The 12293-nt window shown below is 64.7% G+C and carries 10 protein-coding genes; 5 read left to right on the forward strand and 5 right to left on the reverse strand.

Annotated elements, in window-relative coordinates:
- Nucleotides 1-95: 95 nt before the first annotated feature.
- From ACJRW5_RS15055 to ACJRW5_RS15065, 3 genes are all read right to left on the reverse strand, one after another.
- The gene (locus ACJRW5_RS15055) at nucleotides 96-1655 is read right to left on the reverse strand and encodes an acyl CoA:acetate/3-ketoacid CoA transferase (RefSeq protein WP_484571313.1); all 1560 of its coding nucleotides are present in this window, start codon (nucleotides 1653-1655) and stop codon (nucleotides 96-98) included.
- Between the two features lie 68 nt (nucleotides 1656-1723).
- Nucleotides 1724-3109, reverse strand: coding sequence for a GntP family permease (locus ACJRW5_RS15060; RefSeq protein ID WP_484571314.1), 1386 nt, complete (start codon nucleotides 3107-3109; stop codon nucleotides 1724-1726).
- A gap of 571 nt (nucleotides 3110-3680) precedes the next feature.
- Entirely contained in the window at nucleotides 3681-5141 is a 1461-nt protein-coding gene (locus ACJRW5_RS15065) for a sigma-54 interaction domain-containing protein (RefSeq protein ID WP_484571315.1), read from the reverse strand.
- 297 nt (nucleotides 5142-5438) lie between these two features.
- On the opposite strand from ACJRW5_RS15065, the gene ACJRW5_RS15070 reads away from it, so the two are divergent.
- The 5 genes from ACJRW5_RS15070 to ACJRW5_RS15090 all read left to right on the forward strand — a co-directional run bounded on the left by ACJRW5_RS15070 (nucleotide 5439) and on the right by ACJRW5_RS15090 (nucleotide 9818).
- The gene (locus ACJRW5_RS15070) at nucleotides 5439-6440 is read left to right on the forward strand and encodes a DctP family TRAP transporter solute-binding subunit (RefSeq protein WP_484571316.1); all 1002 of its coding nucleotides are present in this window, start codon (nucleotides 5439-5441) and stop codon (nucleotides 6438-6440) included.
- Between the two features lie 156 nt (nucleotides 6441-6596).
- Nucleotides 6597-7073 carry a TRAP transporter small permease gene (locus ACJRW5_RS15075; protein ID WP_484571317.1) on the forward strand — a complete coding sequence of 159 codons (477 nt, stop codon included), beginning with the start codon at nucleotides 6597-6599 and terminating at the stop codon, nucleotides 7071-7073.
- Nucleotides 7063-8358 carry a TRAP transporter large permease gene (locus ACJRW5_RS15080; protein ID WP_484571318.1) on the forward strand — a complete coding sequence of 432 codons (1296 nt, stop codon included), beginning with the start codon at nucleotides 7063-7065 and terminating at the stop codon, nucleotides 8356-8358. Before ACJRW5_RS15075 ends, ACJRW5_RS15080 begins: the two co-directional genes overlap by 11 nt.
- Before the next feature lie 83 nt (nucleotides 8359-8441).
- Nucleotides 8442-9542 (forward strand): GGDEF domain-containing protein, encoded by a 1101-nt coding sequence (locus ACJRW5_RS15085; RefSeq protein WP_484571319.1) that lies wholly within the window; start codon nucleotides 8442-8444, stop codon nucleotides 9540-9542.
- A 117-nt stretch (nucleotides 9543-9659) separates the two neighbouring features.
- Nucleotides 9660-9818, forward strand: coding sequence for a YqaE/Pmp3 family membrane protein (locus ACJRW5_RS15090; protein ID WP_074939855.1), 159 nt, complete (start codon nucleotides 9660-9662; stop codon nucleotides 9816-9818).
- A gap of 109 nt (nucleotides 9819-9927) precedes the next feature.
- On the opposite strand, the gene egtD is transcribed toward ACJRW5_RS15090, so the two are convergent.
- A complete protein-coding gene (gene egtD / locus ACJRW5_RS15095; RefSeq protein ID WP_484571320.1) occupies nucleotides 9928-10890 on the reverse strand; it encodes an L-histidine N(alpha)-methyltransferase in 963 nt (320 codons plus the stop codon).
- Between the two features lie 2 nt (nucleotides 10891-10892).
- On the reverse strand, nucleotides 10893-12176 hold the full coding sequence (gene egtB, locus ACJRW5_RS15100) for an ergothioneine biosynthesis protein EgtB (protein WP_484571321.1): 1284 nt from the start codon (nucleotides 12174-12176) through the stop codon (nucleotides 10893-10895).
- Nucleotides 12177-12293: the final 117 nt, after the last annotated feature.

A 12293-nucleotide genomic window follows, 5' to 3' on the forward strand; every position in this document is an offset into this window, starting at 1 on the left:
GACGCCGCTACGGCGTGATCTCGGTTCCGTAATCGGCCTCGCGGGAGCCTATCCGCAGGCAAAAAAACGGGCCTGTCAGGCCCGTAACTTCACGCTCAAAGAGTCCCTAATCCTTGATCCAGGCCAATGGGCTCGGTATTGAACAGCCGAGCCTCCATCAGCTTCGGTTCACGCACGATGGGGCGAAAATCCATACGCGAGAGAATGTCGCGCTCGATGTCCACGCCAGGGGCGACTTCGATCAGTTCCAGGCCCTCGGTGGTCAGGCGCAGTACGCAGCGCTCGGTGACGTAGAGCACCGGCTGGCCGCGTTCGGCGGCCAGGCGCCCGGCGAAGGTGCGGTGTTCCACTTCGTTGACGAACTTGCGCACGTTGCCATCCTCGACGATGCGCAGTTGGCCATCCTCGATGCGGATATCCTGCGCGCCAGCACTGAAAGTGCCGACGAACACCACCTGCTTGGCGTTCTGGCTGATGTTGATAAAACCGCCTGCCCCCGCCAGCCGGCTGCCGAACTTGGATACGTTGAGGTTGCCCGCCGCGTCGGCCTGGGCCAGGCCGAGGAAGGCGATGTCCAGGCCGCCGCCATCGTAGAAATCGAACTGGTAGGGCTGGTCGAGCAGCGCGCTGTGGTTGCTGGCAGCGCCGAAATCCAGGCCGGAGGCCGGCACGCCACCGATCACGCCGGGTTCGGCGGTGAGGGTCAGGCGTTCGATCACGCCTTCTTCGGCGGCCACCGCGGCGACGCCCTCGGGCATGCCGATGCCGAGGTTGACCACGGCGCCGGCCTGCAACTCCAGCGCCGCACGGCGGGCGATCAGCTTGCGCACGTCCAGCGGCATGGGCGCCAGGCTGTTCACCGGCACGCGGGTTTCTGCAGCGAAGGCCGGGTTGTAGGCAGTGGCGAAAGTCTGCTGGTGGTTGGCGGGCTCGGCGACCACCACGCAGTCCACCAGGATGCCGGGAATCTTCACCTGGCGCGGGTTGAGCGAAACGCGCTCGACCACGCGCTCGACCTGGGCAATGACCAGACCGCCGCTGTTGCGTGCGGCCATGGCGATGGCCAGGCTCTCGATGGTCAGCGCCTCGCGCTCGAAACTGAGGTTGCCGTCAGGGTCGGCGCTGGTGGCGCGGACGATGCCGACATTGATCGGGAACGTCGGGTAGAACAGGTAGTCCTCGCCGTCGATGGGCATCAGCCGAACCAGGTCGGTGCTGGTGCGCGTATTGAGTTTGCCGCCGCCATGGCGCGGATCAACAAAGGTACCCAGGCCGACGCGTGAGAGTTGCCCTGGTTTGCCGGCGGCGATGTCGCGAAACAGCTGGGAAATGACCCCCTGCGGCAGGTTGTAGGCCTCGATACGGTTGTCCACCGCTAGCTTTTGCAGCCCTGGCATCAGGCCCCAGTGGCCACCGATCACACGGCGCACCAGGCCTTCGTGAGCCAGGTGATTGAGGCCGCGTCCTTTGCCGTCGCCTTGCCCGGCGGCGTACACCAGAGTCAGGTCACGCGGCGCCTGCTCGGCGAGAAAACGCTGCTCTAGGGCGATGGCGATCTGCTCGGCGAAGCCGATGCCGACGAAACCACCGGTGGCCAGATTGGCGTTGTCCGTGATGCGCGCCACGGCGGCGGCGGCGGTCATGATCTTGCTCATTGCGGGTACTCAAAGCGATTGAACAACACGGCGTATAGAAAGCACGGCGCCCGAGGGCGCCATGCCCGTCAGAAACTGCCGAACAGGGTGCCAAGGGTGATGACGACAGCCAGCGCCACCATCGGGAAGGCCACGGTGTTGACGAAGATGAACTTGTACGACTCGCGGTGCGTGAGCTTGCAGATCGCCAGCAGCGAGATCACCGCGCCGTTGTGCGGCAGGGTGTCCATGCAGCCCGACGCCATGGCGGCAACGCGGTGCAGCAACTCGGGGCTGATGCCGGCGGCATTGGCCAGGGTCAGGTACTGTTCACCGAGGGTCTTCAGCGCGATGGACATGCCGCCGGACGCTGAGCCGGTGATACCGGCGAGGATGTTCACCGCCACCGCTTCGGAGATCAGCGGGTTGCTGGAGACGCCCAGCACCAGGTCGCGGATGATGACGAAGCCGGCCAGCGAGGCGATCACCGTGCCATAACCCACCTCGGCGGCGGTGTTGAGGATCGGCAGCATGGAGCCGAAGGCGCCGTCGTTGACGCTCTTCTTCAGGTCCATCCAGCGCTTCCAGTGCAGGCCGATGAGCAGCACGATGGCCACGCCGAGGGCGACGATGATCGACCAGATGCCGATCAGCGATTTGGCGTCCTGCAGGCCGCCGAATTCCGGCTTGGCCAGGTAGCTGGTGTCCACTGCCGGGAGAATCTGCTTGGCCATCAGGAAGTTCAGGCCGATCACCACGAAAATCGGCAGCAGTGCCAGCCAGAAGCCGGGAATGTCGCGGCGCTCCTCGGCGATCGGGTCATCGCGATGCTCGCCGTAGCCTTCGCCGGCAGCCATCAGCTTGCGCGACTGCGCGGTGAGCCACCAGGTGCCGAGGCCGAACATGATCAGTCCGGCGATCACGCCCAGGCCCGGCGCAGCGAAGGCATCGGTGCCGAAGAAGGGGTTGGGGATGGCGTTCTGGATCGCTGGCGTACCGGGCAGTGCGGTCATGGTGAAGGTGAACGAGCCGAGGGCGATGGCGCCGGGGATCAGGCGCTTGGGAATGCCCGCCTCGCGGAACAACGCGGCGCCGATCGGGTACACGGCGAAAGCCACCACGAACAGCGATACGCCGCCGTAGGTGAGAATGCCGCAGGCCAGCACGATGGCCAGGATGGCGCGCTCGCTACCGACCTTGGCGACGATGCCATGAGCGATGGCGCGGGCCGAGCCCGAGTCGTCCATCAACTTGCCGAACAGGGCGCCGAGCAGGAACAGCGGGAAGAACTGGATCACGTAGCCGCCCATGGCCTTCATGAACACCTGGGTGTAGGTGGGCAGCAGCAGAGCGATATCGCCGGCGAACAGCAGCGCCAGCAGGGCCAGCAGCGGGGCGAGAATGAGGACGTTGATGCCGCGGTAGGCGAGGTACATCAACAATGCGAGCGACAGCAGAATACCGAGGGTACCCATGGGTGATTCCTTTTGTTGTTGTTCTATTGGCTCGGGGCCGTTTTATCGGGAAGGCGCGGATGCGGCAGCGCGCCTTTGCCGGATACAGAGCCAGAGTCGTGCCAGGGTGGGGTGAGACTTTGGTCGATAGGGCGGGAATGCCCGAACGGCGGGCTTTTCGGGTTTGTTTTGGGTATGCGGTGGAATCTGGGGTAGTGAAACTTATGTCCATAAATCTGGATTTTGTCCGGATTTGTGGATTATTTGGCGGGTGCTTTGTCCAGAATTCTAGACGTCTGAGTGCGTGAGGCGCGCTGTTCTGTGGGAGCGGGCTTGCTCGCGCTCAGGTGGGGAGGTGAGCATCGAGGGATCACCAGCAAGCTGGCTCCTACGCAAGCGATGGCACCGGTAGCCCGGATGCAATCCGGGGGGGTTATGGCGCCTGATCCCCGGATTTCATCCGGGCTACGCAATTGCGGCCAGCGCCGCTATCTGTAGGAGCGGCTGGGCGGCATTCCGCTTTAGCCGCGAAGCGATTTCCGGTTCGGTAACAATCGCGGCTGAAGCCGCTCCTACGACCAGCGACCAGTGCTCAGCCCCTGCGCCCCAGCTTATGCTGCGCTAGCTTGGCGTAGAAACCGGCGCGGGAAATGCCCAGGCGCTCGGCGGCCAACTGACGATTGCCGTCACTGGCGGCCAGCGCCGCCTGAAGTGCCTGACGCTCCGTATGCGCCAGTTGTTCGGCCAGCGTCTGCGCCGTGTCGGTCACCACGCGGGTAACGGGCTCTGGCTCGCTCGGCGTGACCGGGTCCACCAACAATCCACGCAATGCTTCGCCATCCAGCCGCCCATCGACCGCCAGCTGCGCCCGCTCCAGCAGGTTGCGCAGCTCACGCACGTTGCCCTTCCACGGTTGTGCGCAGAGCAGCGCCAGCGCGTCGTCGGTGAGCTCCAGCGGCGCCAGGCCGGAACGGTTGGCCAGGTCGTCGAGCAGGTGTTCGATCAGTGCGGGGATGTCACTGGCCCGTTCACGCAGCGGTGGCACGCGCAGGGCCAGAACGTTGAGGCGGTAGTAGAGGTCGTCGCGGAACTGTCCTGCGGCGACCTTGGCTTCCAGGTCGATATGGGTGGCGGCAATCACCCGCACGTTGAGTGGTTTGACCTGATTGGAGCCGAGCGGCTCGACCTCCTGCTCCTGCAGCACGCGCAGCAGCTTGGCCTGCAACGGCAGCGGCAGGTCGCCGATCTCGTCGAGAAACAGCGTGCCGCCATTGGCCACCTCGAACTTGCCGATACGTCCCTTGCGCTCGGCACCGGTAAAGGCGCCCGGCGCGGTGCCGAACAGTTCGGCCTCGACCAGGGTTTCCGGAATCGCCGCGACGTTGACCGCAACGAAGGGCCCGTTGGCCCGTGGCGACAGGTTGTGGATGCCCTGGGCCAGCAGCTCCTTGCCGGTGCCGGTCTCGCCACGGATCAGCACCGTGGCGTCCAGTTGCGCGGCGCGTCGGGCCTGGCGCTTGACCTCGCTGGCCACCGTGCTGGCGCCGATGAACCCGGCAATGGTGTAGCGCGCCCGGCGCGCCTTGGCCAGCTCGTGCTGGGTGGCGAGCAGCTGGCTCTGCAGGTTGTTGTACTTGGCCATCAGCGGTTTGAGATGGCGGGCGCGGTCGAACAGCACGAAGCCCAGCGCGCCGACCAGCGTGCCGTCCTCGTCGCGCAGCGGGATGCGGGTAACCACGAAGTGCTCGCTGCCGAAGGCCATCAGGTCGAGCATGCTCGGCTGGCCGCTTTCGACCACCTCGCGCAGGCGGCTGGCCGGCAGCACTTCCTCGATTTCCTTGCCCAGCGCCGTGCGTGCATCGGCGATGCCGACTTTCTGCGCGTACTTGTCATTGATCCAGACGATGCGCGCCTGGCGATTGACCGCGATGGTGCCCTCGCACTGGGCGTTGAGGTGGTCGAACAGCAGCGGCATGGCCACCGCACGAAAGCGCTCGGGCGACACGCCGATGATCAGGCCGTGCTGGTCGAGGTCGTCGTGGGAGATGGCCATGGGCGAGTATCCGAAGTCAGAAGCCCTTGATTATGGTTGGCGCCGATCCGCGCGGGCAACGTCAACAGTTATCGGACAATGGCATTCGCCGCGCGCTTCTGGAATAGTTAGGCGGCTACGCGTAACCCGCTGGCACCTGCCGATCGCCCACAAGGCCTGCCCGGCAGTCGTGACACCTGCTGTGTCCCTCTCGCGTGCCCACCTGGCGCGCCAGGCGAGCCACCCGCTCGCCGCTGGATCCGCACCCTTGCCCGGTGCCACAACGACAACGACCAAGATCCATACAAGGACGCCCCGATGAAACTCAAGCGACTCTTTTCCGCGCTCGCCGCCGGCGCTGCGCTGACTGCCCTGTGCGCCACTGCACAGGCCCGTGAATACTCCGTGTCCACCGTGCTGTCCGATGCCTTCCCCTGGGGTCAGGCCGCGCAGAAGTGGGCCGACCTGGTCAACGAACGCTCCGAAGGGCGCATCACCCTGCGCGTGTACCCCAACGCGCAGCTGGTGGCTGGCGACCAGACCAAGGAATTTTCCGCCATGCGCTCCGGCCTGATCGATATGGCCGTGGGCTCGACCATCAACTGGTCGCCGCAGGTGCCGGAGCTCAATCTGTTCTCCCTGCCGTTTCTGATGAGAGATGACGCCGACCTCGACGCCATCACTCAGGGCGAGGGCGGCAAGCTCGCCTTCGCCGCTATCGAGCAGCGCGGCATCGTGCCGTTGGCCTGGGGCGAGAACGGTTTCCGCCAACTGTCCAACTCGGCCAAACCGGTGCGCAGCCCGGCCGATCTGGCGGGCCTGAAAATCCGCGTGGTCGGCTCGCCGCTGTTCCAGGACACCTTCACCGCCCTCGGCGCCAACCCCACGCAGATGAGCTGGGCCGATGCCAAGCCGGCGCTGACCACCGGTGCGGTGGACGGCCAGGAAAACCCGCTGTCGGTGTTCGACGTGGCGCGTATCGACCAGGTTGGGCAGAAGTACCTGACCCAGTGGAACTACATGGCTGACCCGCTGATCTTCGCGGTCAACCAGCGCGTGTGGAAATCCCTGCCGGAAGCCGACCGCGAACTGCTCAGCCAGGCGGCGATCGATGCCGGCAAGTGGGAGATCGAACTGTCGCGCAACGCCCAGGCCCAGCGTCTGGCCGACATCCGCGAGCGTGGTGTGGAAGTGATCGAGCTGAGCGAGGCCGAGCGTGCCGCGTTCGTCGAGGCCACTGCCAGCGTGCAGGAAAAATGGGCGCCGCGTATTGGCGATGCACTGATGGACGCCGCGCGCAAGGCCGTGGCCCAGCCCTGATTCGTTTCATCTGACCGGAAACCCGCATTACGGGGCGTAGCGGTAGGTGTTCTCCAGTCTGCTCTGCTCGCCTCTCCCGCTTGCGGGAGAGGGGCCGGGGGAGAGGGCAGGGGGCGCCACCGCTGGAGCATATTGCTCCGGTCATTCGAGGTTCTTATGAGCAAGCAAGTCGACGCGCCACTAGAGCGCGCGCTCGCCACCCTGGCCCTGGTGATCATCAGCCTGATCAGCCTGGCCAACGTCGTGGTGCGTTATTTCACCGATGCATCGTTCGCCTTCACCGAGGAAATCTCGGTGTTTCTCCTGGTGGTGCTGACCTTCGCTGGCGCCAGCGTGGCCATGCGCAGCAACCGGCACATTCGTATCGGCCTGCTCGAGCGCCTGTTCCCGCGCCTGCGTACGCCGTTGATCATCCTGCAGTGGCTGGCCGGCGTGCTGGTGCTGGGGCTGGTGTGCTGGTTCGGCGGCCAGTTCGCCTGGGAGGAATGCCAGTGGGAGTCGCAGTCGCCCGGCCTCGGCCTGCCCAACTGGTGGTACGTGGTGTGGCTGCCGATCCTGGCGCTGCTGGTGTTCGTACGTCTGAGCCAGATGACCCTGGATCGTCTGCGCGGGAGGATCAGCGATGAGCCCTGATCTCTGGTTGATCCTCAGTTTCGTCGTGCTGCTGGCGCTCGGTGTGCCAGTGGCCTTTGCCCTGGGCCTGTCCGGCGCCATTGGTATCATCGCCGGCCTGTCGCCGGATATGCTCGCCACCCTCGGCACCAACACCTACAACGGCGTGGCCAAATACCCGCTGATCGCCATTCCGCTGTTCATCCTCACCGGCCTGGTGTTCGAGAAGGCTGGCGTGGCCCTGCGCCTGGTGCGCTTCGCCCAGGCGCTGATCGGCCCGCGGCATGGCGGCCTGGCTCTGGTCGCGGTGCTGGTGTGCCTGATCATGGGCGGCATGAGCGGTTCCGGCCCGGCGGATGCCGCCGCGGTGGCCATGGTGATGCTGCCGAGCATGACCCGCGCCGGTTACCCCAAGCCGTTCTCGGCCACCCTGATCGCCGCCTCGGCGTCCACGGCGATTCTTATTCCGCCGTCGATTGCGCTGATTCTCTACTCCATCGTGGTGCCCGGCGTGGACCTGCGCGCGCTGTTCGCCGCCGGCCTGTTCCCCGGCATCATCGCCGGCCTGGTGCTGTTGCTGCCGGCCTGGCTGCTGTCGCGCCGCTACGGCTGGGAGTCGCCGGAGCAGGGCGAGCGTCCGCCGCTGGGCGAGAGCTTCAAGCAGGCGCTGCCGGCGCTGTTCGCCCCGGTGCTAATCCTTGGCGGCCTGCGCAGCGGCCTGTTCACGCCGACCGAAGCGGCGGTGGCTGGCGTCACCTACGGCGTGCTGGTCGGCCTGTTCCTCACTCGCGAGCTGGACTGGCGCGGCCTCTGGCGCCTGTGCGGCGAGGCTGCGGTGATTTCCGGTGTGGTCATGCTGATCATCGCCCTGGCCGGCATCTTCGCCTGGGCCGGCACCATGCTCGGCACTTTCCGCCATCTGGCCGAATGGCTGATTTCGCTGTCGGACAACGGCTGGGTGCTGCTGGCGCTGGTGATGCTCGCCGTGCTGCTGGCGGGCATGCTGCTCGATGCGATTTCCATCTACCTGATCCTGATGCCGATCCTCATCCCGGTAATGCAGCATTTCGGCTGGAATCCGGTGTGGTTCGGCATTCTGCTGGCGATGAATATCGCCATCGGTCAGTTCACCCCGCCGGTGGCGATCAACCTGATGGTGACGGCTGAAGTGGCCAAGATCCGCCTGGAACAGACCGTCGGCTGGGCTGCGTTGTTCGTGGTGGTGATGTCCAGCGCGCTGATTCTGGTGGCGATCTTCCCGGAAATCGTACTTTGGTTGCCGCGTGTGCTCGGCTACGCGGTGTAAAGCTGGCCGCGAGGTCTATAGTTGCCTGATGGTGCGTGGCGGGGGGCTGCGCACCACAGGTGGATGTGGCACTGGGCACGAACATGGGCGATGGCGACTATAACGATCACAAGGATGTAGGCACGGGGCACAGCGAAGGGCTGCTTGAGGCTGGCAAGCGCGCATTGGTACGCACCATTCTGCTTGCCACTGGCCTTACCTTGGGCGGCTTTGCCGTGCTGCAGGCGTTGGCCGGCAACTATCCGTTCGCCATCATCGAGGTGCTGTGTACCGCACTCCTGCTGTTCGGTGCGCTGCGCGTCGAACAGGCGCGCCGCCTCGATCTGTGGATCTATCTGTACCTGATCCCCACCTTCAGCTTCATTCTGTACATCATCGTGATGCCGGACGCTTCATCGGCCGCTTTCGTCTGGCTGTACATGATTCCGTTGCTGGCGTATCTGCTACTGGGTAAACGCCGCGGTTTTCTGCTTGCAGCCCCGTTCATGTTCGCCGGGCTGTTGCTGTACTTCGCCGACAACCGCCTCGCCCTCGATACCAAGGGGCTGATCGACCTGGGCAATGCGGCGCTGTGCGGCGTGCTGATTCTGGTGTTCGTGCATATCTACGACGGCTTGCGCATGCAGGCGCATCAGGAACTGGAGCGCCTGGCGCAGACCGACTCGCTGACCGGCGTAGCCAGCCGTGGCAGTTTTCAGCATGCCTTGCAGCGCAGCATCCAGGAAGCTGAACGCAGCAATGGTCACCTGGTGCTGGCGTTGCTCGACGTCGACCACTTCAAGCAGGTCAATGACCAGTGGGGGCATGAGGCGGGCGATATGGCTCTGCAGCACATTTGCCAGATACTCCAGCAACGCCTGCGCGTCACCGATTTCCTGGGGCGCCTGGGAGGAGAGGAGTTCGGTCTGCTGCTGCGGCACACTGACAGCACCGGCGCCCAGCCGCTGGTAGAAACGCTACGCAAGCAGATCGCCGATCATCCACTGGATTACGACGGCCAGCAGATAGCGCTTTCCGCCACCTTCGGCCTCGCCGCCTGGCCTGGCGATGGTCGCAGCGCCGCCGAGCTATACCGCAGTGCGGATCGCCGCTTGTACAGCGGCAAGCAACGCGGGCGCAATCAGCTGGTCAGCACCGACCTGCCGGCCGAGCTACTGCTGGACAAGTTCGACGTTCGGCTCTGAGCGTTCTCTAAGGAAGGCACACTGGGCGCAGCCTGTTTGTGTACCGCACAGACTGAACTGCCAGGCCTGCGGCCGTGTCTGTTGCAGTATCCCTTATGGAACGTAAAGGAGTACCACATGGACCTTATCCGCATCCTCATCGCCATCCTGCTGCCGCCGCTGGGCGTGTTTCTTCAGGTGGGTTTCGGCGGCGCGTTCTGGCTGAACATCCTGCTGACCCTGTGCGGTTACATCCCCGGCATCGTCCATGCGGTATACATCATCGCCAAACGCTGAGGCCCACCGGCAACGAGGCCAAGGCACCCTTCTGTAGGAGCGAATTCATTCGCGATAGGGTCGACGCCGCACCCAAACAATCGCGAATAAATTCGCTCCTACACGCCCCTCATTCCCGCTGTAAAAAATGCACGCTGAACAGCTGTGCCGGGTCCCGCCACATGGCCACCGAGGCGAAGCCGCATGCGCCTGCCAACTCCCGAAAGCCGCTCGGCGTGTACTTATAGGAATTCTCCGTGTGCAGGGTTTCGCCGGCCGCGAAGTCGAACACGCGATCCTCGATGCGCACCTGCTGCGCCTGGCGGCTGACCAGATGCATCTCGATGCGCGACTCGGCCTCGTTGAAGAAGGCCCGGTGCTGGAAACGGCGCGGGTCGATGTCGCTGTCCAGTTCGTTGCGGATACGCTCGATCAGGTTGAGGTTGAACAGGGCGGTGACCCCAGCGTGGTCGTTGTAGGCGCGCTCCAGCACCTGACGGTCCTTCACCAGATCGACCCCGATCAACAGGCCGCTGCTTTGCGGCAGCGCCTGATGCAGATTGCGCAGGAAGGCGCGCGCTTCAGTCGGGTCGAAATTACCGATGCTGGAGCCGGGGAAGAAGGCCAGCGGGCGCTGCCCCAGCGCCTCGGCAGGTAATCTGAGCGGCTGACTGAAATCGGCGCACAGCGCGTGCACATCGAGCCAGCGATAATCGGCGGCCAGCCGACGTGTGCAGATCTCCAGAAACTCGCGGGAGATATCGATGCCCAGGTAACGCGCCGGACGCAACGCTTCGAGCAGCAGGCGGATCTTGCGACTGGCGCCGCTGCCCAGTTCCACCAGGCTGGCGTTGCGCCCGGCCAGCTCGGCGATGTCCTTGGCCGCCAGGCGCAGGATGGTCTCCTCGGTGCGCGTCGGGTAGTACTCCGGCTGCTGGCAGATCAGCTCGAACAGCTGCGAGCCACGGTGGTCGTAGAAGAACTTCGGCGACATCGCCTTCGGCCTGGCCGCGAAGCCGCGCAACGCCTCGTCGCGCAGCGCTTCCTGTTCCGGGCTCAGGGATCGTTCGTAGGTGCGGATTGCCAATGCCATGCTCAAAGCTCCTTGGCCAGGCGCAGGCCGGAGAACTGCCAGCGCATCGTGGGGTAGAAGAAGTTGCGATAGGTGGGGCGAACGTGGTCTTCCGGCGTGGCGCAGCAACCGCCGCGCAACACCATCTGCCCGGACATGAACTTGCCGTTGTACTCACCCAGGCTGCCGCCCAGCGGCCGAAAGCCGGGGTAGGGCCGGTAGGCGCTGGCGGTCCATTCCCACACATCGCCATAGAGTTGTTGCAGGCCATCGCTGGCGCCCGCGGCCACCGGCTGCAGATGATCGTTCTCGACGAAGTTGCCCCACAGCGGTTCGTCCTGCGCGGCCACTTCCCATTCCTCTTCGCGCGGCAAGCGTACTTGCGCCCAGGTGGCGAACGCCTCGGCCTCGAAATAGCTCAGGTGACAGACCGGCGCATGCAGATCCAACTCGCGCGGGCCGCCCAGGGTAAGCTCCAGCCAGTCATCGCCATCGCGCAGCCAGTACAGCGGCGCCTGCCAACCGGCGCGCTGGATATGGTCCCAGCCATCCGCCAGCCACAGCGCCGTACTGCGATAACCGCCATCGCGGATGAACTCAAGATATTCGCCATTGCTTACTGGTCGGCTAGCCAGTTGGAAGGCCTCGACGAACACCCGATGGCGCGGCCGCTCACAATCGAAGGCAAAGCCATCGCCGGTGTGGCCGACATGGCGCAGCCCGGCGGGGAACTGAATCCAGCGCGGTTCGCTTGCATTAGCGCCGCCTGGCTTGAGGTCATCACGGTAAATCGGCCGCAGCGGGTTCTGCGCCAGGATGTGTTTGATATCCATGAGCAGCAGCTCCTGATGCTGCTGCTCATGCTCCAGCCCCAACTCGATGCGCTGCAGCACTTCATCGGGCAACTCACCGCCGCGCTGGCTGAACAGTTGCTCCATGGCCTGATCGACGTGACAGCGATAGGCATATACCTCGCTTACTGTCGGTCGCGACAACAACCCCCGCCGCGCCCGCTCGAAGGGCGTGCCGTGGGTCTTGTAGTAGGAGTTGAAGAGATGGTCGTAGCGCTCGTCCAGCGGGCGATAGCCGTGCAAGAAGGGCTGCAGGATGAAGGCTTCGAAGAACCAGGTGACATGCGCCAGATGCCACTTCGGTGGGCTGACATCCGCCATGCTCTGGATTACATAATCCTCGGCCTCCAGCGGCTCGCACAGCCGCTCACTGGCAGCACGCACCCGCTGGTAACGCTGCCATAGCTGTTCGAGGTGCGGCGGTGAAGCGGCGATCCTGCTGGTGCGGTCTCGCATATCGCGCATCCTTTGCTGGCGTCGCTTGGCGCGACGGTTCTTAAAGCGGACCGGGCGAACAGGGCAAAGGTTCAGGGAAAAGTGTGACGTTCAGATGATGGGGCGCCGAGGCCAGTG

It is taken from the genome of Pseudomonas pichavaramensis (assembly GCF_050473265.1).
In the GTDB taxonomy this organism is placed as follows: domain Bacteria; phylum Pseudomonadota; class Gammaproteobacteria; order Pseudomonadales; family Pseudomonadaceae; genus Aquipseudomonas.